The organism is Planktothricoides sp. SR001, assembly GCF_001276715.1.
Lineage (GTDB): Bacteria > Cyanobacteriota > Cyanobacteriia > Cyanobacteriales > Laspinemataceae > Planktothricoides > Planktothricoides raciborskii.
This window is the reverse complement of record NZ_LIUQ01000022.1, coordinates 86,719-108,940: the sequence shown is the minus strand read 5'-3', so window position 1 is coordinate 108,940 and position 22,222 is coordinate 86,719. Positions and strand designations below refer to the sequence as shown.

Sequence of the window (22,222 nt, the reverse complement as noted above, 5' to 3'; positions counted from 1 at the left end):
AAATGGGCTACTTGTTGCTCAAAGTTGGTAACTTGTTGCTCCAAGTCCTGAATGCGGTTAGCTTGTGCTGCCGAATCTTGCTGTAAAGCTTGGTATTGCTCAGGGGAAACAGAAGAAGTGTTTTGAGTCCCTTGTTGTTGTAACTGTTGCTCTAATTCAGCAATTTTGTGTTTTAAATCGACAATAAAACTGGCTTGTTCCTGAGAATCTTGTGCCTCAGCCATCTCAGGATGCTGCTGTTCTGAGGATAGTTTTTCTGAAAGGCGATGGTTCGGTGTTGCCGTCACTTGAACCACTTGTTTTTTCTGTGTGGACTTGTGACTCGCCGAAGTGTCACTTTCACTGCTATCAACTAGGTTAGTTTTTAAGGTGATCGTGATCTCCGATCCATCACTAGATATATCGATATTCCCTCTGGATAGTTGCTCAAAAAACTGAGTCCGAGACATCTTCACGGCTTCAGCCATTGTAGTGAAAGACTGACTACCAGTGCGGCTAATTGATACTTGCATTTTCATTTGTCCATCTGGATTTGCTTTAATCATATCGCGCTTTTTTTTTGCCATTGACACCCTCCTATGGCTGCCTCTTAATTTCGTCAAATTGAATGATTTCCCCGATGCGTTTTGGTCAGGCGTCCTAATTTGAGGCTCGCCAGAATGAAAACACTATCATTGCTTGAATAATGTTTAGCGTTTTCTTTTTATTTTATGCCCAGATAATTTGCTATAAAATACAGCATTATTTTTTGACTTTTTGCCCGGTTACAAACGCAAAATCAGGGGGGTTTTATGGTTGCGGTTAATTTTAAACTGATTCCTACTATCCTGAAAAAAATTAGCATTCATTATAAAAATGTACTGGTCTTTTGAGCGAATTGTTGTTGAGACAAGTCTGTTAAGACCGATTAAGCTACAGGAAGTAAAAATCCATAAAAGCACCGCTCAATGTTCACATCGTATCATTGAAGGGGTTAGTTTGAATCATATCTTTTGTCCCCGGTTCACTTTTTCCCTTTGCTCAGGATCGGATGATGGGATCGCCCCTGGAGAGATCCCCTGGAGATGAATCAACTCATTGGTTTATCACCGTATGCCATTTGCCGACTGACGGTTACTTAATTGCCAAAATTGTTAAAAAACGTTACAAAAATTAATATTTTTCCTCGTTCGGTCAAATTTGACCAAAAAATCAACTTAGATCCCGCTTAAAGTCTAAAAAAGTCTAAAAAAGTCTAAAAATTTCTGCGGACGAAAAAGAGTATGGACAAATATGGATAAATTTGGCACAAGGACACAAGATCCGGGAAGTAATCCGGGAAGTAATCCGGGAAGTAATCCGGGAAGTAATCCGGGAAGTAATTGACTAAATATCTGAGTTATGCCCATTGAAGGACTTCGTGCATTTCAGAGCTTTCAATGTCGTTAAGGAATTTTCTTGGCGAACTGACTGCAATTGATCGACTTGGGTCATAACCCAGATACCAAATTTGTCCCATTAGAGAACTTTTTGCTCAACCCCAAATCCGACTAATACCACTTGTTCTAAAGGCTGGTCATTGAAGGGACGCTGATAGTTGAGGATTTTGCGAATGCGTAAATTTGGGTTAATCAAGGTAATTGAATCAACGGAAATCACCCGAGTGTAGTTGGTGGTCATTAGTAGTTCCCGGGTGTCCCGATCGAACCGAAAATGGGAGATCATGGGTTTGGCTTCTTCATAAGCCCGATCGCGCAAATAGTCTCCTTCTAAAATAGACCCGTGAGAACTGGTGGGGACAAAAAGCAAATTAAGCTGCTGGGAGACTTGTTCGCCCTTTTCGGAAATGGTTTCAAATTCGAGATGAAATCCGGGCAAAGTATCTAAGTCAGAATGGGGGGGTCGCCCATTGTCTGCTAGAACCTGAGTTTTTTGGGTGGTCGTCAAAGGACTCACCACAAATTCAGTCCGCGATCGCTCCACTTCCTGATAAGTCAAGTAATGATAAGTGCGTTCAGTTTTCCATTGACCGACACAACAGTCAAAAAAGTAGTGAAATTTAGATGTGTCCATGTTTGATCGGTTCCTCATAGTCAAGCTATCATCTGACTATTTTAGGGCTTGAATTATTAGCGATCGCAATTTTTCGGCAAATAAGGCAAATAACTGGGGATCAAAGGAAATGAAACGGGAGAATCAATCGGGAGAATCAACGGGAGAATCAACGGGAGAATCAACGGGAGAATCAACGGGAAATCGGCCTCTCTATCCTAGAGGATATCTTGCTCTTGAGGATATCTGGTTCAAGATTCTGGTTCAGGATCGCCATCTGGCATCAAAGGCGCAAAGGCGATCCGAATTTGAGCGTTAAACGGTAAGCTGAAAAAGCAGCTAGAGATTACTAGGTTGTTTTAGATGGTTTTCAGATAGAACTGACCCATCGACTCTAGATGCAGCGTCCGTGCGTTACCGCACAGAACAACAACGGACCAATTGCGTTCCATGCATCAGTCCGATCTAAATCCAATCATCGCCATCAATCACAATCAAAAGTGGAAAACCAAGCCAACGTCACACCGCTGGAATGTTTACCCTATAGCGTGGGTTATGAAGATGAGGGAGTTTGTTTACTCCTGCGAATCGGTCCGTACCGAGTTCTACTTGACTGTGGTTTAAAAAATATTGCCCCATTGTCAGAGGCCATATCTGACAATGGGCTACCGGCAGATTTGGTGTTTTGTTCTCATGCCCATCCGGATCATGCCCAAGGTTTATTAGCGTTGCATCAGGCATTTAATCAATTACCGATTTATGCCAGTGAAGTGACCACGCAACTATTACCACTGAATTGGCCGGATCTTTGTATGAGCAATCCCCCAGGGGTGACACCGTTTTTTCAAGCCCTGCCGTGGCGCACCCCGATTGAATTACTGGATGGTTTAACGGCTCAACTATTTCCCTCTGGTCATTTACCTGGGGCTGCCGCTATCTTGTTGAGTTATCTTGACCCCCAAGAATCAAAAAGGTCATCTCATACTTATACCGTCCTGTACACAGGAGATTTTCTGCTGTCCAATTCGCGATTAGTAGAAGGGTTGCCCCTGGAGGAGTTACGAGGATTGCGTCCTGATGTTTTAATTCTCGAAGGCACTTATGGCACTTCTCGGATCCGAAAACGACGCACCCTGGAAAATCAACTGGCAGAACGGATCAATCGGGCGATCGCCCAAGGACAATCGGTAATTCTGCCCTCACCGGCCTTGGGTTTAGGTCAAGAACTCTTGATGTTGCTGCGATCGCACCACCACTTCACCGGGAAAGACTTAGATATCTGGGTGGATGGACAAGTTGCCCTGGGTTGTGATGCCTATTTAAACATACTCTCGGACTTGCCGACCACCGTTCAGAATTTTGCTCAACATCAACCCCTGTTTTGGGATGACCGAGTAAGACCTCGGACGCGGCGATTACTTCCCGAACAAAGACAACTTTTAGGGGGTTCTCCTTGTATCGTCCTCACCGATGAAACTGCGGATTTACAACAGTATTGCCAAACCGCTTCGACCCCTTGGCTAGTCTTAACCCCAGAAAGTCCTGGACAGCCTCGTATCCGACCGTCTGTCCCCCCTGAGAACCCGCAATTATTCGTGGAAACTTACTTACTGGCGGAACATTGCGATGTTTCTGGCACCACCCAACTGATTCACAATATTCGCCCTCAGCACGTTCTATTTTTTCACAGTTCCGCCAACTATTTGGCCGATTTGACCAATTTGGAAGAATTACGCAATCGTTACCAACTGCATTTACCCCAGGGGATGCAACTGGTAGAATTACCCATCGGTGAAACCTTTATCCAACCGGAAAATACCCCAACCACTTATGAAGGGGAATTAACGGAAGAAGATGACTGGGTGACTATTGGGCTACCGGGGGCGATCTCCACGGATCCCCGCTGGCAAACCTTTGCGGACACGGGATTAGTCGAAATCCGTTGGCAAGGGGATGAATTGGTATTACGCGGTTTATCCCAAAGAGAACTACTCAACCAAGGGAATGCCGCCAGAGTCCCCCCAGAAATTGACTGTTGCGGTAACTGCTGGCACTACCGGGGGCAACGTTGCTGGAATCAAAACTCACCGTTGTTCAGTTTTAAGGTGACACCCACGGGATACTGTCCAGCTTTTGAAGCCACTGGAACCCAATCTTAACTTAATTCATTGGTTATTTGTTGTTGGTTATTTGTTGTTGGTTATTGTTTATTAGTTATTTATTAAAGTGAGCCACAAATAACAAATAACCAACAAACAACAACAAATAACCAATAAATAACCAATAAATAACCAATAAATAACCAATAAAAAAATTAGTCAGACAGGCGATCGCTGACTGACTAATTAATATCTCAAAATATTGCTAGACCACATCCTAGAATCAAGGGATTATATCGGTCTAGAACTTTAGTCTGAATTAGAGTCTGGAGACGACTTTGGCAATTGTTCAGCTTCGGGACAATCGTCAGAAATCGGTAGATCAAAATTACCTGTTGGCACCGATGCTAACTTTTGACTAATCGAGCCAATACTTTCTAAGCGAACGATTTCTTCCCAAGAACAAATCTCATCGTCTTCATCAGTTTCATAGCGCAGGGTGACTAAATCTCCTTCAATATCTAAAATGTGAGCACGTTCAATCCAACGTTGCTGATCCCGCAAGAAAACATAAACTTCACGACCATCACAACAAAGTTGATATATCTTGCGGTGTAGCATGGGTAGTTTCTCCTCGACGGTTAAATTTTTCAAGGTCTATTATTGACTGATTTTCTGTCAAATTATCAACAGTTTATGCTTTGGTGAATGTCAAATCGGTGAGGGAATCACTCACCTATTCACTTCGCTCAATTTAGGATTGATTAGGATTGATTTGGATTGAGAAATCATGTATTGATTGTTACATTCTAGGGGCGGGATCGACCTCTTAGACTGAGTTAGTTGAATAGTTTAACTCGAAAAGTGAGCATTTGGCTGCGTTGATTGCTGAAAAAGCCATCAAAAGCAATCCGCCAATCGAATTTTGCAACAAATGTCCAGAGAAAAATTGTCGCCATTGGTTTGAGAACAATTGAATGCATTTGTTTTGATGAACGATTGTCATCTGTGTGAACTATTTTAACGCTTGTTTGGCGTTTCCAGGCAATGGGGTCAGTTTAAATTTTTGACAAATTCCGGACGTTCCTGGGCGGTGCGTGCGAGTTTTTCTTGGATCCCCGGCCAATTTTCGGCCTCGATCTGGGAAATCAAATCATTGAGAGTGTTTCGATAAACATATAGAGATCGCAGCAATTCCGAGCGATTGTATTGAGCCATCATCAGTCCCAGTTCAGGATTACCCCCACCGACCCGACTGGTATCCCGAAACCCAGAAGAAGCCAATTGTTTCGCCAATTCCAGCACCGTCGGATCCGTTTCACCCTGGGTACAAGCATCCAATAAGCTGGCACTTACCATCACCGGCAGGTGAGAAATCCAAGCCACGGCGCGATCGTGGGATTGGGGGCTACATTGATAAACCTGGGATCCTAGGGAAGCCGCAAGTTGGGCGATCATTGCCACCGCATTCAAAGGAGTGGTGGCGATCGGGGTCAGCACATAAGGTCGCCCGACAAACAAATTGCGTAATGCCGCATCTACACCTGTTTCTGCCGTACCAGCCATCGGATGTCCGGGGACAAAATTCGGCCACAGGGGAGAAACTGCTTCGACGATTGGCATTTTTACTGACCCGACATCCGTTATGATGGCATCAGCAGCCAGATAAGGAATAAGCTGTTTTACCGTCGGCGCAATCAAAGCGATCGGCGTGCAAATAAACACCACCTCTGCGGATGCCATCAGCTTGAGATCCACATCAGATTCATCAACAATGCCGCGTTCTTTGGCAACTCGGCAAGTCGTTTGGCGACGAGAAACCCCTAAAACTTGGTGCCCCTGTGAGCGCAAATCCAACCCTAATGAACCACCAATTAGTCCCAGTCCAACAATCCCAATATTCATTTGCTATCCAAAAAACTGACAATCGGTCATCATAGTGAACTAAGCACATCCTGTGAGTGGTTCAAAGAACCTAGTTTCAAGCGGAGCCATCATAGACCGTGAGATATATTGCTTCACGAGTTTTTATGACGGACTTTGGATGCACCTATAACCTTACCATTGCCATGAGTAGATTTCCGCAGCCAGCGGGAATCTACTCTCACGCAGCCCCCTGAGTCCTCTGGCGAAATCACCCGCCTCGCCCATGCTGTCTGCCCTTATGCTGTCTGCCCAGGAGTCTTTATTGGCCATGTTGACGCGGCAACCCTCTGTCAAAATAAAATATTGGAGCTTTTGTAGATTAGTGTTTTGTTTGGATTCTGGCTAAAAATCTCGAATTCAATCAAATAATTTTTTCAGATTTTTTTCTCTAGCCCCATGAAAGTGATTCGCTAGAGAATTAAAACGCTCGAAAATATTAATCAACCAGACAATTTAATTTATTAACTTTTCTATATGATATATTTAATTTTGAGCTAAAATTAGCTAAAAGTTAAATATATCACATCGGAATTTTTCAGGGTAGGGCGATGGAAGCTGAAGAACTGATCAAAAAATATGCTTTGGGCGAAAGAAATTTTGCTGGTAGTAACCTGACTGAAGTCAATCTTTCCCAGTTAGATTTACGAGATATCGATTTAAGTGGAGCCAACTTGAGTATTGCGAATCTCAGTGGGACGAATCTCTCTGGGGCGAATCTTTCTCATGCAAAAATGAATGTGGCTAAACTGAATAGCGCTCATTTGACAGGGGCGAATCTGTCGAGTGCGGATCTCAATGTTGCTAATTTAATTAGAGCGGATCTGAGTGATGCACAACTAATCAAAGCGGCTTTAATTAGAGCGGAGTTGATGCGAGCAGAATTAAGTGGAGCTAATTTAGCACAAGCGAATTTAAATGGCGCCAATTTACGCGAAGCTAAACTCAGACAAGCCAACTTAGTCAATGCCAATTTAACGGAGGCAGATTTTCGCGGAACTTCTCTGATTGGGGCTAATCTTGAATTATCAAATTTGCGAGAAACGAATTTTAGTGAAGCGGATCTCACCGCCACTAATTTGAGAAATACAGAGTTGAGACAAGCGGATCTCTCTAGTGCCAAATTGATTGGCTCCGACTTGAGTGGGGCGAATTTGCGCTGGGCAGACTTAAGTGAGGCAAATTTGAGTGGGGCTGACCTGACGGGAGCGAAATTGAGTGGGGCGAATTTACGAGGCGCGAATTTGCATCAGGCGAATTTAATTGATGCGAGTTTAGTTTATGCGGATTTACGCCAAGCTAATCTCAGCGAGGTGGATTGGATGGGGGCGGATCTTTCTGGGGCGACCTTAACCGGCGCCAAACTTTATGCGGTGTCTCGTTTTGGTCTGAAGACTGAAGGGTTAACTTGTGAGTGGGTTGATCTGAGTCAAAATGGCGATCGCACACAAGTTTACCGATTTACCGGCCAAGGAGCGGAAAGCTTTTTTCATAATACGTTGCCAACGGTGCAAATTATTATTGATGCTCCCTTGGATGCCGATGCTCATTTAGCGGTTGCCCTGACCTATCATCAAATTGCTCAGAGGTATTCCGCCATGACGATTCCGCCAAATATTGAACTCAGTCAACGGAGAACCAAACTCACTTTTACAATGGACAGTGACCAGAGTTTATTTGCGATCGCCTTCGCCGCTATCCTGCCTTTTGCTGATGCTAAAGTTACCCAAGAAAATCTGATTCATGTGGTGCAAATGATTCAATCTCCTGAAATCTTAAATCGACTGAATCAAGCGATAGAAAGTGTTAAAGAAATCCATAATTCACCAACCTTTACTCGCACAGTCCAAAGAGAAAAATTTTTTCAGGCTCATACCCAAACCCTATTAACCAATTCAGGAAATCGAACCTTGGATGTATATCATAATCCTAACTTTGGCAAACGTTTGTTAATCTCTTTAATTGCTGAAATCTCAGAATTCGTCATTTCTGTCCCCAATTTAAAATTGCCCCCTGTCAATATTATTGTTAACTTTATCAAAGGTTTAGATGGTGGTAATTATCGTCCAGGCAATTACCGATAAATCGGCCATAAACTCAATTTATGGTTAGATTATCTTAGATGATAACTCAACCGCATATCTGCGGGAAATGTAACCAAAGATATCATCAATAACCGGGATTTACGCAAAGTTGCCAAACCAAATTTTTACCTGGTCAATTTGACAAAACCTTCAGGTTTGATTAATTGTCATATGGGGATTTTTTGATTGAGGAATGAGCCAATTTTTAATCCCTTAGACAAAGACAAGCCTTAGACAAAACATACCCCTTTAATGCCCCTTTACTTTAATGCCCCTTTACTTTAATCTTTTGTAGTTTAATCCTTCTTTAGTCAAAATGGTTTGGGGGGAGCCAGCGTCACATTAATCTGTAGTGATCATTTTTGAAATTGGTATTACCCAGTCCAGCTTGAACCCAGGAATTGACCATCGGCCCAGGGGAAGTTTTGAACAGGAAACGTCGCTGAAAGCATCCCAGCCAAAAAATATATCTCCACCTTAAGCGCCCGGATTGCTCCCGGATCTCAGATTTAATCCCTATGATACATATCTTCAGACACGAGTTTTAAAATTTAAATCAATTAGAAATCACGTCATAATCTGAGTCATCATAGAAAGTGAGCGGCGATCATCTTCTCACCTGGAAACATCCTTTCTGGGTCGTTTGAAGTTGAAGTCGATTTAGACTGGGATTTAGACTGGTTTGAACCTAAAAGTCATCAGTCTTTTGCCAAGCAACTACCAACCGAAGACCACGCGATCGCCCTTGAACTGCCTACCTTGTGCCTGCTCAAGCGGATGAAAAGCCTTCGGGCGTGTTTTTTGGATCTTGTTTCCAGCCCAATGCCGGTGGGTCAGCATCTTGAAGCAAAAATTTCATCCCAGCACGCGATCGCTCCCTGGTAGGTTTGAAGTGAAAACCTCATCAAAAATATTAAAGGTACAATGGAAGCAGAGGAAATTCTCAAAAAATATGGCGATGGAGAAAGAAACTTTTCTGGGATCAACATCACAGAAGTTAACCTCAGTCGAGCAAATTTAGCTGGGATCAACTTCTCTGATGCCACCCTGAGTATTGCCAATCTCAGTGGCGCCAATCTTAGCGAAGCAAACCTAACGGGTGCCAAACTCAATGTCGCCAAAATGAGTGGGGCAAATTTTACCCTGGCCAAATTCAATGGCGCCATTCTCAATGTCGCCAACTTAGTCCGGGCTAACCTTAAAGGCACAGAAATGATCCAAGCGGCTTTGATTCGGGCAGAAATGATTAGGGCGGAAATGTCCGAAGCCAACTTGCGGGAAGCCAACCTCAGTGGGGCGGATCTGCGAGAAGCCCAACTCAAACAAGCCAATCTCAGTGGTGCCAACTTGAGTGAGGCGGATATGCGCGGATGTAGTCTAGTGGGCGCCAACTTAGAACACGCCACCTTGAGTGCCACGGATCTCAGTCGATCGGATCTCAGTGGGGCTGATCTGAGTGATACAGAACTCAGGCACGCGAATCTCAGTCGGGTCAATCTCAATGGCGCCAATTTAAGAGGGGCGAATCTGCGCTGGGCTGACCTCAGTGGTGCCAATTTAAGATGGGCTGACCTGAGCGATGCTAAGTTAAGTGGGGCGAATTTACTAGGAGCCGATTTGACCAATGCGACTTTAACCAATGCCAGCTTTGTTCACGCTGATTTAACCCAAGCGAATTTGATTCGCGTTGACTGGGTGGGGGCGGATCTCAGTGGCGCTACATTAACGGGAGCTAAACTTTTTGCCGTAGCCAGATATGATCTCAAAACTGAAGGGATTACCTGTGAATGGGTTGATTTGAGTGCTCACGGCGATCGCAGTAAAATCTACAGATTTACACCAGAACAAGCGAAAAAGTTTTTCAATCAAACCCCACCGACGGTGCGGATTATTGTGGATGAGCCGAACGATCCGGAAGCGAATTTGGCTCTAGCAAATACTTATTATCAAATTTATAAACAATGTAATTTGTGGCACCATTCTCCTAGTATTGAAGTAGGATTTCGCCGCACCCAAATTATTTTCAAGGTTGATAGTGACGAGCAAATTTTCCCAACGGCTTATTTAGCAGTTTTACCCTTTGAAAACGCTAGAGAAACCCAGGCGAATATTGTGCGATTGATGAAAATGTTGCAAGGATATGCGATTAAAAGTCATAGCATGGAAGCTTTGAAGCAAATTAAGCAATTGAGTAGAGCTTTGAGTCAAACGATGCAAATGACTCAAGAAATGAAGCTGGAACTGCCAAAAAACTCTGAAGGAATGAAGCTAAATTTTTTACAGGCTCCTACTCAGGTAAAAATAACGAATTCAAGAGATCGCACCATTGACCTTTATCAAGACCCCAGTTTTGGGCAAAGGTTAATTCCTTCATCGTCGGCCTTTAATTCCGTGAAAGATCGCCACCTGAGAAGCAAAAAGAACGATTCATTGTCTTTGGAAAAGTTAGTGGAGTTTGTTCAAGGATTTTATTATTTAGAAGAATAACCAATGTTAAGGCTTGAATAGAGGATAGTTTTTTTGCATCCATGAGGAAACAAAGATGAAACCCATTACCGATCGCATGAATCAAATGTTTGGCCGGACTCGCTTTGTGGTCTGTCGCTTATTTGTTCACTTGAAAGGGTCAGAGGTGACGCCGCTGCTGGGATTGCTCAATGGCATTGCCAGAGAGGCGATCGCCTCTGACGGCGATCTGTCCGTCATTGGTGAAGGATTGGTAGAAATTTGTCAAAAGCTACTAGAAAATGATGCTTATTGGCAATCTGCTGCCAACGAAGGCGATGTATTTTGGGATGAAGGGCAAGCCGGAGACTATTGGACTGAACTGTTTACCGACTCTGGTCAACGATACTTGAGTGAAATTGATCCCAATCAAGCGGAAACTTCCCCAGACGCACTTTTATCCTTGCCCGTGACTCAGAATTTAGTGGTCATGCTCACCGTTGCTTATGAAGGCGAAGTGCCTGACCTGGAAACGGATTTAAGCGAAGTTGAAGCCCTGGGCGCTGCCCTCAACGCTTTAATCAACTTACACTATCAAGAAAAACTCCGCGCCATTCAAATTCATTTTTCTCCCGCCCAACTCGGCGATCGACTCACCGATGAACAGTTGTTAGAATATTTTCCTGAATTGATTCCGTTATAGGCTTGATTGTGAGACTTTACAGGTCTTACGCCAAAGCCTAAGCATCGCTGGTAGGAGCAAGCGATCGCTTGTTCCTACCCACACAGGTGAGATCCGAATCCAGATGTATTTTTTACCCTTTCTTGATTGATTTATGTTTCTCAAACTCATTGCACTTTTCCTGGGAATCTTGCTCTGTTCGACGACGTTAGCGGCTGGGAAATCAACCGCCGCCATCATACCAGGGGCTAATTTCATCGCCGCCGCCTCTGCCACCAAACTCCCTACAGGCCGCTATCCCGTTCAACAAGGTAGTTATAACGATGGGGATGGTGCTTATAGTTTATTTGTACTCAATGCTCCACAGTCGGTCTTTGTCACCACCGATTTACAGATGGCCCGTTTAACCGATGAAGAAATTTCCCACGGCCAAAGCAGTTATTTGGAAATTGCCTCTGGTCAAGCGGTTTTACACCTGAGTGAAGATTTCAAAATTGAGTATATCCACACGGTGACGGAAACCCAAACCAACCCGCAGACCAATCAACCCCAAACGGTGATTGTGCAACGCGAGTCGAGTTTTTGGACTCCCTTTGCTGGGGCATTAGCCGGACAAATGGTGGCAAATATGTTGTTTACTCCCCATTACTATGTGCCCCCGATTTATCAACCCGGAATCGTTCTCACAGGCTATGGTGGATATGGCAATACTTATAGCCAAGCGGTGCAGCAATATCAAACTCGCTACCAGTCTCCCCCTCCAGCGGTGAAAAATACTTCTCAGTTTCGGACAACGGGTCGAATCCGATCCAATAATCCAGTCACAGGGAAGAGTTCTACTCCTGCGGTGAGCAATAATCGGCCTACGGGTTCGGGGTTTGGTGCGAGTAACCTGAAACGTTCGGAACCTTCCGCCACTAGCCGATTCCAGCGCGGTTCTGGCAGCTTTGGCAGTGGCCGATCGCCCGCCGTGAGAAGTGGCTTTGGTTCGAGGCGCTCTTTTGCTGGACGTAGACGCTAGTTGCTCCGGGGTGCTTGAATGAACTGTTATATACCCCCAGTGAAACTTTAAAAGTTGTTTTGAAAGTGATTGAAGTAGAAGTCCACCAACAACTCCGTGCATTCCTGCGATCGCAGGCGGAACCATACTGGCCCCATCATTTGACGATGGGGCGACTGGTAGCACGGGCGTTGCGTCTGGGTCGGAGTGCCTTGATCCAAACCGGGGTGCCGAGCGTGGGCTTCTACGGACGTCACCGCCTGAGTTATCTGATGCCGATCTTAATGTGGTCTTCCCCGGCCATCTTGGTGGCACCGGATTCCGTGCAACAGCGTTTACAGTTTGTGGAAATTCCTCAGTTACAGCAATGGATTGGCACTCATAAAACCATTCGCACCGGCGATCGCTGGCCTGGGGAGGACTTCCCCGGTCTGCTGATTATTTCTCCAGAATCTTGGTTAGCAGACCGTTTATCTGACAGCGGTCGATTGCCTCGTGGGGTGCCAACCATCCTCGACTGTGCCGATCAATTAGAACAATCGGCGCGTCAGCAACTTAGTTTTAGCCTCAATGAAAGTGACTGGAATCAACTACTTCTCGCCCGTCCCGATCGCGCGGAAACCATCCGTCAAGTTCGGGTAAAACTCACCCATTCGCTGTTTCAGCATCCCGCCAATCCTTATCAGTGCTATTTGCTCGATCAAACGGAGCAAGAAATTCTTCAAGATTTACTCAACGCCCTGGAATTTTCCCCTCAGACTGATTCCGGGTCTATTTCCGATCGCGGTAAAGTCCTCTCTTTGCCCGATAATTGGCATCTTTTTTGGCAACAATTTCACCCCCATAATGCCGCTCAGGAAGGCAACTCGGCTATAGACCGGTCTTCTTTGCTCTGGGCAGAAGTTAACCGCGATCGCGGTCAGTTTACTTTATCCAGTGGCCCGATTGAAGTGGCTTCCGCTTTGGCCAATGTTTGGCCTCAACAGCCCGTGGTGCTGATTGGTGGCGCTTTGGATCTGGACTCAGACGCCTCGATCTATCGGCAAAAAGTTGGCTTGGGAGATTTAACTTGTGTCAAATTTTCCGTCGATCGCCAGAATGAGATCATTCAGCTTTACTTGCCGGAGCGAATTCCTATGCCAAATACGCCCCAATTTCAAGGGGTATTATTAGAGCAACTGCGCCAGTTACTTTGTATTAGTGCCTCAGCCAAGGGACTCACGGTGATTGTGGTAGACGATGTTCCCCTGAAAGCGCGGCTGGGATCGATTCTCGCGGCAGAATTTGGCTCACGGGTGCAGGTGGAAAAACCCCCAGAAAATGACCAAGGAATTTTAGTCACTGGCTGGGAATATTGGTGTCAGCACCCACCATCCTTTTTCCCGCCGCCAAAACTGCTGGCGATCGCTACTTTGCCCATTCCTTCCCTAGAAAATCCCCTGGTAGCCGGTCGGGTGGCTTATTATAAACAAAACCGGCAGGATTGGTTTCGCCTCTATCTTTTGCCCACGGCTTTGAATACCTTACAACAGGCGATCGCACCCCTGCGACAAACTCAAGGGGTGGTCGCCTTGCTGGACAACCGTACACTACACCGCACCTACGGCAAAGAAGTATTGGCCGCCCTCAGTCCCTATGCCCGCATCGACTATCTAGATATAACTTGTTTTGGGGATGCCAAAAATAATTAGTTACTTTGCGATCGGTTATTTGGATGAAAGTGGATTTTCCGCTGCTACGTCCGAAAGTCCTTTCTCCCGCACCGAAAGCACCGTTTACCCCCGCTCCCTTAAAATGTTTCTACAGATAACACAATATTCATTATCAGCAGGGGAATTAACTATGGGAGAAGCAAAACGCCGCAAAGAGGCATTAGGAGAAAAATACGGTCACGAGGATTACATCCTACCTTGGATGCCAGTGACGAAAAGTCAAGCTGATCAGTTTGTCCAATTGACCACTAAAGGAGCTTGGGTGGGGATTGCATTGCTGGTGGTTTGGTGGCTCACTGTCCGATTTATCGGCCCTTCTTTGGGGTGGTGGGCAATTAACTAATCGCCTCAGCCGTAGAGACGCATTTCTCGATCGCGTCTCTACTCTCTACATCCGTCACATCACCCTGTTTGTGGGCTGACCGCTGAATGCTGACCGCTGAATGCTGACCGCTGAATGCGGACTAGCTAATACATACTATTTATAAATTTTTAATATTTAGGACAAAATTGAAAACCCCTATTTTCGGGAAAATCTACTTGGTAAATCAGCGTGGCAAATCAGAGATTGACTTTTTGTTCCGTTTCAATTGAGAAAAAAATAAATAAAATCTAAATATTTTTTGCCCCGTGTCAAGCTAATTTATTTTGAGTTGATTTTTGGATGGATGAGGGATTCTCAGTCGCGATCGCCCATGAATTACTGCCGATCTGCATCTCTGGTTAACTTAAATTTTTCCCAATTAACTCCGCTCTATCGGCACCAAAAATGTTATTGTATCCTGACATATTGGCGGCGGAATTTAAAAAATTAAACCGGAATGAGCTTAATTTTTTCCCAATCAAACCTGGGAAATTAAACCCTCAAACTCCCATGAAATCGATATTAGCCTCAAAACTTTGCCATAATAGGCTTAATTTATGGCCGGGGTTTTTTAATTGCCGATAATTATTTATAAGAATATTTAATCAAATGGCTCAGTATTCCTTAAGTATTGTAACAAAACACCAAGGTTTAAAATGAGCTATGCTATAATAGCAACCAAACGACGCAAATTCTAAATGGTGATGATAAGAATTTTAAATCATCAAATTTTTTTGACGAAAAACATCTGAAAACTACACCATACCAGCCTTTTGTGATCGGTTTCACCCCAAACTGAGAAAAAGATTTACCACTAAAGTTTTCCGGAAATCTAACCCCCTGTTGAGGATCTGAAGGTATAGCACTTTCTGAGTAGATTGTTTTGATACTTTTCGGATCTGAAAAATCGGTTAAATTAGAACCTCGGCAATCTGAGAAAGGTCTGGTGAGTTTTCGCCAGGGTTGGTAGATAAATCTTAGCGGCAGGGGCAAATCTAAAGAAAATATAAAATTTACGCTAAAGTGTATAAGGTGTGGTGAATGGAGGACTACTGTGTTTATAAGACTCGCTGAACAACACCGTCAATTTGTCCGGGATCTGGTGATGAATCTGCAAGCATTGGCAATCGTGCTGGAAAACCGGGGATATCTGGCCTCTTGTTATACCTGTGGAGGAGAGCTCAATAGCGCATCCTTTATGGTCAGCCTAGGGGAAAATCACCTGATTCGATTTTTGGTGTCGGACTATGGGATTACCTGGACGGAAATGCGTGACGATCGCGAATTAATGAAGTTGGAAGGTGCAGAGGCGATCGCTCAACTGCAAGAACTGGCAAATTTAGTCAAGTATCAAATCAAGCCGATGGACGCAGCAAAAGCCAAGGATAAAACCCTGGAATGGGATACTGAACTGAAAACTCAGCACGCCTAAGCCTACCCCGTTCATAGAGAAAGTGGGGTTAAGGAACAGCTTGGGGATTCAACTTGGGGATTCAACTTAGGGATTCAACTTAGGGATTCAACTTGGGGATTCAACTTGGGGATTCAACCGGCTGATTTCTTGACCACCAGCTAGTCTCGCTTTAGATTAATTAGATTAATCTGGCTTTGAATCAATTCTCCAGCCGAAATTGCGAATATCAGCCATCAAATCACCCCGGTTTTCACTATGACCGGGAAAGAATTTGCCGTACCAGACCCGTGCCTTTATCGTACTTTTATCGTACTTTTATCGTACATTTCTATAGATTTCAGGCCGCAGGGATTCGGCTCAGGGATTTGGCTCAGGGATTCGGCTCAGGGATTCTGCTTAGGGACTTAACTGGCGATTTTTGACCAAGATGATTCGGGATGTGGTGCTGAAAATAGATGCTATGGTGTAACGAGGGCGTTATATTTGAGTGGAATTATGGATTCAGCGATCGCGACGCGATTTGCTCAGTTCAACAAGCTTATTGGCGGTTTGGGCTAAATCAGTTATTTACCATTATTGACTTAATTACCATCGGTGGCATAGTTTAATCCGCTTTTTGGTCTGAAAATCATGGCATTTTTATGGTCATAAATCGTTGGATTTTGATTATGCTAAATGATGCCGCCATCTTCAGCAAGTTAATCAGGACTCGTCATCAAGACTCTTAATCAAGGCTCTGATCCCAGAAAAAAAGCCTAAATTTTAGTAAGTTTTTAGTAAGTTGCGTTAGCCATGAGCCAGTTAAACTTAGCTTCGGCTAATTCTAGGTTATGCAAAACAATCGGATTAATGGTTTGGTTGTCATCTAAATCTTCTTCGATATCTTTGCCATAGCCTAATCGCCCCACGGTGCCGCGAATTCTGTCCGCCAGACACATAGAAATTCCCCGATAAAATCGGGCAGCAAATGCCATATTGCGGTTGAGTTTTGATGTCAGTTCCCACCGAGAAATTTCTAAAACCACCGATTCTTCCAGGGCTTTGACGGTGGCGACCGTTGGCCGATTATCAATAAAAGAAATTTCGCCGACGATTTCTCCGGGATAAATTCTCGCTAACTCTTCATCTTCTAACGGCTTAATAGAAACGCTTAAGGTGCCGGTTAAGACCATATAAAGAGCTTGAATTTCTTCTCCTTCGTGGATTAAAATTTCTTCAGCTTGAATGATTCTTTTCCGACTTTTTTCGCTAATCCAGTCTAAGTCTTCATTAATCAATTCGTTGAGAATAAAAAGTGCTTTAGTCATGGTGATATGTTCTCCCGATCTGATTGACAAAAGTATTGAGTAAAGATGAATGAATCACCAGCCAACTCTAATAAATCTGAGGGTGGGGATGAAGGAGGGATAATCTCAACCCCGCGCAATTAGAGTAACATAATTGACCTAAAATCGGTAGCGGTTTTCTCTTGGTTTTGAACCGATTTTTGTCAAATAATCCTCAAATAACGATCATCTTTTGTGATTTCGCGGTCAGCGATCGCACTGGAATCGGCGATCTGTTTCTGGGGGCAAACAATCAGCCTGGAGGACACAGCCCGGATCCTTGGCGAGCCAGCAGCGAGCGATCGCTGACCTCTGTGGTCAGAATAATTAGGGTGCTCCTACGTCTCCGATGAGCCTTTCTGGTGAAACAATCACAGAATACAACCTCCAGGCAATTTTTCCTACCTCCAGGATAAATCCTACCTCCAGGGTAAAACGGACCTTTTCAAGAGTTAGCAGCACAATTTTCACAATTTTCTAGGTGTTCCTGCTTCAGCTACCTTAAAGGCGATCGCGCTCAGAGAATACCAAATCCCCTTTATTCCCTTTCAAAATTAGGGATCAACGCCTGTTCACCCCTACTACAAATTCATCGCCGACGGTGATTCCTTCCCCAATGTTGGGCGGAGGCATCACTTAAGTATATGCTGGAAATCACAAAAAACGGCTATGCATATCACTTCCCTTGATGGCAGAAATCACAACTAAGTTGTCGATGTAATCACGGATTATGTTATGAAAATGTGTCAAGATACAATTAGAGTGTTTCAGCAACCTTGTATGGTAAACGTTAACCTATTACCAGGAGCCATTGGCGAAATGATGGCTCACGTGAGTAAAACCCGACAACTCACAAAGGCTGACCGCTATGGATTAATGGCAGCGATTATGACCGAAGCGATTAATGACGAAGAGCGACAAGCAATTGACCGCTTACTCCGTTCTGTGGTTCGCAGACGGATTAAGATTGGCAATGAAATTTCAGCGATTATTTAAATGATTATTTAAATGATTTTTTCATGATTTTTTATATTTAGACTTGATAACTATCAGAATTATTATATAGCATCGATATAATCCTCTCACGGCATCTAGTTTTTTGATCGTGTTTGACCATAAACAAAAAAAACATCGGCGCCGCATCAATGAAAAAAAATGAAAAAACAATAAAAAAACAATAAAAAAACAATGAAAAAACCCGATTTCCTAAGAAACCGGGTTTTTTCCTCAGACCGATAACCTCAAAGGGAAAAACTCTAAAATATTAGCTATTCGCCCAGAGAATATAACCCGGTTGGTAGGAGTTGCTCAAATATTGATGTTTGGGTAATACCCGCAATGATAACCCTTGTAACCCGGAGGCGGTGTAATTAATGGTGGCCGTGTAAACGCTGTGGTGGTGAGAGTCGAACCCTTGATGATCCATCACCACGGTTTGACCGTTCACAATTTCGCCCTCTGCATCTACGGCGCCTTTATAGAGTTGAATTTCTACATCCGATGGGGATAACCCAGCTAGGTTGATTCGGGCTTTTACGCCTATATTTTGGTTAACCTGAATGTCGGCGGATTCAGAAATATCGATATCGACAATTTTGATGTCGTACCAATTGTTAAATAGCTTTTGTTTCCAGTGGGCAAGTTCTTTGGCGGCAGCATAGTGGTTCCCTGTCATGGTGTCATAGCGATCGCTCACGGTAAAGTAAGCTTTTTCCGCATATTCACCGACCATCCGCGAGGTGTTAAAGGTGGGGCAATTCAGGCGAATGGCGTCTTTCATTTTGGCCACCCAGCGATGGGGAATCCCTTCGGGATCGCGATCGTAGAACAGGGGCACCACTTCTTGTTCGATTAAATCGTAGAGGGCATTGGCTTCGATTTGATCTTGATAATTTTGATCTTCATACATTTCACCACTGCCAATCGGCCACCCGGTGCGTACATAGTCCGCTTCATCCCACCAACCATCGAGAATACTTAGGTTGAGAATGCCATTCATGGCCGCTTTCATGCCGCTGGTGCCGGAGGCTTCGCGAGGGCGCCGAGGGTTATTCAGCCAAACGTCACAACCGGCAACCATTAGCCGAGAAACGTAGATATCGTAGTTGGGAATAAAGACTACACGATCGCCTAATCCCTGTTCCCGAACGGTGTGGATGATGTCGCGAATCATCTGTTTGCCCGGAATATCTTTGGGGTGGGCTTTTCCGGCAATCACGAACTGAACCATGCGTTTTTTATGGCTCCCCAGTCCCCCTTGAAGACGCTCGTGATGCAGGTCAAATAAAATCCGTTTGATGCGGTCTAGGTCGCGGAGGAATAAGTTACCCCGTTTGTAGGTGGCAAAACGACGAGCAAACCCAATGGTCAATACAGTGGGATCGAGGACATTTTTGGCGTGTTCAATTTCCACCAGGGAAGCACCGCGATCGCGCAAATATTTTTGCAACCGTTCTCGGACAAACACGACTAATTCGGTCCGGCAGCGTTCGTGCGTCCGCCACAATTCTTCATCAGGAATGGAGTAAACTTTATCCCAAATCGGGCGATCTGCCGGGGTGGATGGCCACTTGGGTCCGAGGTAGCGATCGAACAATTCTTGATTGTACTTGCTGACACAACTGCGAGCATGAACCCCATTGGTAATTGAAGTAATCGGCACTTCATTCACCGGCACTTCGGGCCATTGATCCTTAAATAGATCCCGTGACACTTCCCCATGCAGCTTACTGACCCCGTTGTAGAAACTGGCAGTTTTAATCGCTAGGGTTGCCATACTAAATGGGGCATCTAAATCCCCACTTTTTTCCCGTCCCAAGGCGAGAAATTGTTCGCGGGAAATGCCAAAAATTTCTTGATAGTGACCCAAATAATACATCACCTTTTCGGCGGGGAACAGGTCAAACCCTGCGGGAACAGGGGTATGGGTGGTGAATAAATTGCTGGCGGTGACCGCTTCTTTGGCTTCCAGATAACTCAGTCCTTCTTCCTGAATTAATTCTCGAATCCGTTCCAAGGATAAAAAGGCGGAGTGACCTTCATTCATGTGATAAGCTTTGGGCTTCAGTCCCAAGGCTTTCAGCATTTTTGCCCCACCAATCCCCAGCATAATTTCTTGGTGAATCCGCATATCCTGATCTCCTCCGTAGAGTTGATCGGTGATGTCGTGGTCGTAAGGATTGTTGGGCTCGATATTGGTGTCGAGCATATACAATGCCACTGTGCCCACTTGCACTCGCCAAACTCTGGCGTAAACTTGGCGACCGGGATAGTCTACGGCAATTCTCAGTTCTTCGCCGTTCGCATCCCGTTCTAAATGCAGGGGCATATTGTAAAAGTCGTTGATGGGGTAATGCTCTTGTTGCCACCCATCCGGGTTGAGATACTGGCTAAAGTAGCCTTCTTGGTAAAGCAAACCAACCCCAACTAAGGGTAAACCCAAGTCACTGGCGGATTTGAGGTGATCTCCAGCGAGAACCCCTAAGCCCCCAGAGTAGATGGGTAAGCAATCACTCAGACCAAATTCGGCGGAGAAGTAAGCGTAACATTCTTGTTGTTTTTCTTTGGGGCGATGTTTGCGAAACCAGGTGCGTTCTTTGAGATAATCTTCTAGTTGACTGGCGGCTCGGTGCATTTGGGCGAGAAAGCCTTCATCTTCGGAGACTTCGATCAGTCGGGATTGGGCGATCGTGCCTAGCATTAAGACCGGATTGTGACGGCTGGATTCCCACAGGTCAGGATCGAGACGACGAAATAAGTCTTTGGCTTCGGTGTTCCAGTCAAAATAAAGATTATAGGCTAATGTCCTTAGTGGTTCGAGGGTTGAGGGGAGAGCGGGAGATACATTAAATGTGCGAATTGGCTGCATAAGAAGCAACTCCAGAATTTGATAAACAAAGTGAAAAACGCCTAGGAGAAAGTTTCACTCAAGGGTAGGTATTGGCGGTGACAAAGCATCGATCCGTTTTTGAATTCCGTCGGTGATTTGTGTGATTTGTCAAGAAAAGCAGATGATTTGAGTGATGCTTGATCCCGAAAACTGAGAAAACATTGACTTTTCTCGGTTCATATTTACAAATGTTATTACGGCAAATATGAATTTTACAGCCAATTTTTCACGAATTCGTGTATAATGATGGCTTTGGTTATTTTTGGGACATAGTTTAGGGAAGATTCAGTAATTAGATGTCTAAGATTAGAGTAAATGCTTTCTCTGCAAGTTTCTGTGAATCTTAGATTTTCTTAATAGTTGCCATTGTGATATTGCCTGATATTCCCGATCGCCGATCGCCCTTGCTGGGTCGCAAATCATCGGCGATCGCCTCCCCCCATAGTCATTAGACTTCTGGCTTTCCCAGAATAAAAAGCCCCCCTTTTTAAGGGGGGTTGGGGGGAGCGAGGGCAGTATTTTGCCAGAAGTATATCGAGCGGTCTGGGAAAAAATCGGCGATATTTAATCGGCAATCTTGTGGATATTTTTTTCCCAATTTTTGCCATCAAAAGGAATAATCTGAAATTGCTCCAGTATGTCCTCATCTAAGCAGTGGAGATTGATTGAAAATCCGTTTCTGTGCGATCGCGGACGATAAAAGGAGTGAATGCCGCAATTTTTACAAAATAGGTGTTTCGCTACTCCTGTATTAAATTGGTAAGTTGTTAGGGCATCTTCTCCTTTTAATAGGGTAAAGTTTTTGGCGGTGACAATTAAATGTAAAAACCCTTTTTTGTTACAAATTGAGCAGTTACATGAAATTGCTTCATATTTTTCTTTTCTCGGTTTCTTTTCCAGCCGGACGCGAAAACGCACCGCCCCACAGTGACAGCCACCTTCGTATATGACAGGTTTTGCAAGATTTTCAGTCATTGTTTTTTTGTACTTTATAGTTATTTTAATTGTGTGTGATACAAAGCATCAGGGGCGCAAGCATTGCGCCCCTACAGCAGATCAGGAATTACGCAACCAATATATAAGTTTACGGGCAGAAATAAATGCACCACATACCCCATTAGAGGCAAGAGGCAAGAGGCAAGAGGCAAGAGGAAAGAGGATGCATAGGAAAGAGGAAAGAGGATGCATAGGAAAGAGGAAAGAGGATGCATAGGAAAGAGGATGCATAGGAAAATTCTCTATTCTCTATTCTCT

General features: G+C 44.5%; 19 protein-coding genes. 12 read left to right on the top strand and 7 right to left on the bottom strand.

Annotated features, from left to right (window positions below):
• Nucleotides 1-566: hypothetical protein (locus tag AM228_RS14765; protein WP_156331803.1), on the bottom strand; the 566-nt coding region annotated here is incomplete at its 3' end.
• Between the two features lie 931 nt (nt 567-1,497).
• The gene (locus AM228_RS14760; RefSeq protein ID WP_054466864.1) at nt 1,498-2,052 is read right to left on the bottom strand and encodes a phycobiliprotein lyase; all 555 of its coding nucleotides are present in this window, start codon (nt 2,050-2,052) and stop codon (nt 1,498-1,500) included.
• Between the two features lie 109 nt (nt 2,053-2,161).
• Here AM228_RS14760 and AM228_RS14755 point away from each other — a divergent pair, with 109 nt between their 5' ends.
• The gene (locus tag AM228_RS14755) at nt 2,162-2,350 is read left to right on the top strand and encodes a hypothetical protein (protein ID WP_054466863.1); all 189 of its coding nucleotides are present in this window, start codon (nt 2,162-2,164) and stop codon (nt 2,348-2,350) included.
• Between the two features lie 181 nt (nt 2,351-2,531).
• The gene (locus AM228_RS14750; RefSeq protein WP_054466862.1) at nt 2,532-4,190 is read left to right on the top strand and encodes an MBL fold metallo-hydrolase; all 1,659 of its coding nucleotides are present in this window, start codon (nt 2,532-2,534) and stop codon (nt 4,188-4,190) included.
• 249 nt (nt 4,191-4,439) lie between these two features.
• Here AM228_RS14750 and AM228_RS14745 read toward each other — a convergent pair whose 3' ends face one another.
• On the bottom strand, nt 4,440-4,751 hold the full coding sequence (locus tag AM228_RS14745; RefSeq protein ID WP_054466861.1) for a DUF6679 family protein: 312 nt from the start codon (nt 4,749-4,751) through the stop codon (nt 4,440-4,442).
• 432 nt (nt 4,752-5,183) lie between these two features.
• The gene (locus AM228_RS14740; RefSeq protein WP_054466860.1) at nt 5,184-6,035 is read right to left on the bottom strand and encodes a prephenate/arogenate dehydrogenase; all 852 of its coding nucleotides are present in this window, start codon (nt 6,033-6,035) and stop codon (nt 5,184-5,186) included.
• A gap of 569 nt (nt 6,036-6,604) precedes the next feature.
• Between AM228_RS14740 and AM228_RS14735 the strand changes: the two genes are divergently transcribed.
• From AM228_RS14735 to AM228_RS32730, 8 genes are all read left to right on the top strand, one after another.
• Nucleotides 6,605-8,137, top strand: coding sequence for a pentapeptide repeat-containing protein (locus tag AM228_RS14735; RefSeq protein ID WP_054466859.1), 1,533 nt, complete (start codon nt 6,605-6,607; stop codon nt 8,135-8,137).
• 924 nt (nt 8,138-9,061) lie between these two features.
• The gene (locus tag AM228_RS14730) at nt 9,062-10,624 is read left to right on the top strand and encodes a pentapeptide repeat-containing protein (RefSeq protein ID WP_054466858.1); all 1,563 of its coding nucleotides are present in this window, start codon (nt 9,062-9,064) and stop codon (nt 10,622-10,624) included.
• A gap of 55 nt (nt 10,625-10,679) precedes the next feature.
• The gene (locus AM228_RS14725) at nt 10,680-11,285 is read left to right on the top strand and encodes a DUF1517 domain-containing protein (RefSeq protein ID WP_054466857.1); all 606 of its coding nucleotides are present in this window, start codon (nt 10,680-10,682) and stop codon (nt 11,283-11,285) included.
• Nucleotides 11,286-11,418: 133 nt separating this feature from the next.
• Nucleotides 11,419-12,285 carry a hypothetical protein gene (locus AM228_RS14720; RefSeq protein ID WP_054466856.1) on the top strand — a complete coding sequence of 289 codons (867 nt, stop codon included), beginning with the start codon at nt 11,419-11,421 and terminating at the stop codon, nt 12,283-12,285.
• 65 nt (nt 12,286-12,350) lie between these two features.
• On the top strand, nt 12,351-13,955 hold the full coding sequence (locus AM228_RS14715; protein ID WP_054466873.1) for a helicase C-terminal domain-containing protein: 1,605 nt from the start codon (nt 12,351-12,353) through the stop codon (nt 13,953-13,955).
• Nucleotides 13,956-14,106: 151 nt separating this feature from the next.
• On the top strand, nt 14,107-14,319 hold the full coding sequence (locus AM228_RS14710; protein ID WP_054466872.1) for a DUF2839 domain-containing protein: 213 nt from the start codon (nt 14,107-14,109) through the stop codon (nt 14,317-14,319).
• Nucleotides 14,320-15,394: 1,075 nt separating this feature from the next.
• Nucleotides 15,395-15,772, top strand: coding sequence for a DUF1815 family protein (locus tag AM228_RS14705; RefSeq protein ID WP_054466855.1), 378 nt, complete (start codon nt 15,395-15,397; stop codon nt 15,770-15,772).
• A 437-nt stretch (nt 15,773-16,209) separates the two neighbouring features.
• Nucleotides 16,210-16,362 (top strand): hypothetical protein, encoded by a 153-nt coding sequence (locus tag AM228_RS32730; protein WP_156331802.1) that lies wholly within the window; start codon nt 16,210-16,212, stop codon nt 16,360-16,362.
• Between the two features lie 165 nt (nt 16,363-16,527).
• Here AM228_RS32730 and AM228_RS14700 read toward each other — a convergent pair whose 3' ends face one another.
• A complete protein-coding gene (locus AM228_RS14700) occupies nt 16,528-17,061 on the bottom strand; it encodes a cyclic nucleotide-binding domain-containing protein (protein ID WP_054466854.1) in 534 nt (177 codons plus the stop codon).
• 179 nt (nt 17,062-17,240) lie between these two features.
• Here AM228_RS14700 and AM228_RS32725 point away from each other — a divergent pair, with 179 nt between their 5' ends.
• Nucleotides 17,241-17,432, top strand: a complete 192-nt coding sequence (locus AM228_RS32725) for a hypothetical protein (RefSeq protein ID WP_156331801.1) — start codon at nt 17,241-17,243, stop codon at nt 17,430-17,432.
• A gap of 427 nt (nt 17,433-17,859) precedes the next feature.
• Nucleotides 17,860-18,075 carry a hypothetical protein gene (locus AM228_RS14695; protein ID WP_054466853.1) on the top strand — a complete coding sequence of 72 codons (216 nt, stop codon included), beginning with the start codon at nt 17,860-17,862 and terminating at the stop codon, nt 18,073-18,075.
• 268 nt (nt 18,076-18,343) lie between these two features.
• Here AM228_RS14695 and glgP read toward each other — a convergent pair whose 3' ends face one another.
• Both glgP and AM228_RS14685 read right to left on the bottom strand, forming a co-directional pair.
• Nucleotides 18,344-20,947, bottom strand: a complete 2,604-nt coding sequence (glgP, locus tag AM228_RS14690) for an alpha-glucan family phosphorylase (protein WP_054466852.1) — start codon at nt 20,945-20,947, stop codon at nt 18,344-18,346.
• Nucleotides 20,948-21,532: 585 nt separating this feature from the next.
• The gene (locus tag AM228_RS14685) at nt 21,533-21,943 is read right to left on the bottom strand and encodes a GFA family protein (RefSeq protein ID WP_054466851.1); all 411 of its coding nucleotides are present in this window, start codon (nt 21,941-21,943) and stop codon (nt 21,533-21,535) included.
• Nucleotides 21,944-22,222: the final 279 nt, after the last annotated feature.

Coding starts and splice junctions, on each gene's coding strand:
- AM228_RS14760 (WP_054466864.1), bottom strand. CDS start 2,052: ATGGACACATCTAAATTTCACTACTTTTTTGACTGTTGTGTCGGTCAA.
- AM228_RS14755 (WP_054466863.1), top strand. CDS start 2,162: ATGAAACGGGAGAATCAATCGGGAGAATCAACGGGAGAATCAACGGGA.
- AM228_RS14745 (WP_054466861.1), bottom strand. CDS start 4,751: ATGCTACACCGCAAGATATATCAACTTTGTTGTGATGGTCGTGAAGTT.
- AM228_RS14740 (WP_054466860.1), bottom strand. CDS start 6,035: ATGAATATTGGGATTGTTGGACTGGGACTAATTGGTGGTTCATTAGGG.
- AM228_RS14735 (WP_054466859.1), top strand. CDS start 6,605: ATGGAAGCTGAAGAACTGATCAAAAAATATGCTTTGGGCGAAAGAAAT.
- AM228_RS14730 (WP_054466858.1), top strand. CDS start 9,062: ATGGAAGCAGAGGAAATTCTCAAAAAATATGGCGATGGAGAAAGAAAC.
- AM228_RS14725 (WP_054466857.1), top strand. CDS start 10,680: ATGAAACCCATTACCGATCGCATGAATCAAATGTTTGGCCGGACTCGC.
- AM228_RS14720 (WP_054466856.1), top strand. CDS start 11,419: ATGTTTCTCAAACTCATTGCACTTTTCCTGGGAATCTTGCTCTGTTCG.
- AM228_RS14710 (WP_054466872.1), top strand. CDS start 14,107: ATGGGAGAAGCAAAACGCCGCAAAGAGGCATTAGGAGAAAAATACGGT.
- AM228_RS32730 (WP_156331802.1), top strand. CDS start 16,210: ATGCTATGGTGTAACGAGGGCGTTATATTTGAGTGGAATTATGGATTC.
- AM228_RS14700 (WP_054466854.1), bottom strand. CDS start 17,061: ATGACTAAAGCACTTTTTATTCTCAACGAATTGATTAATGAAGACTTA.
- AM228_RS14695 (WP_054466853.1), top strand. CDS start 17,860: ATGGTAAACGTTAACCTATTACCAGGAGCCATTGGCGAAATGATGGCT.
- glgP (WP_054466852.1), bottom strand. CDS start 20,947: ATGCAGCCAATTCGCACATTTAATGTATCTCCCGCTCTCCCCTCAACC.
- AM228_RS14685 (WP_054466851.1), bottom strand. CDS start 21,943: ATGACTGAAAATCTTGCAAAACCTGTCATATACGAAGGTGGCTGTCAC.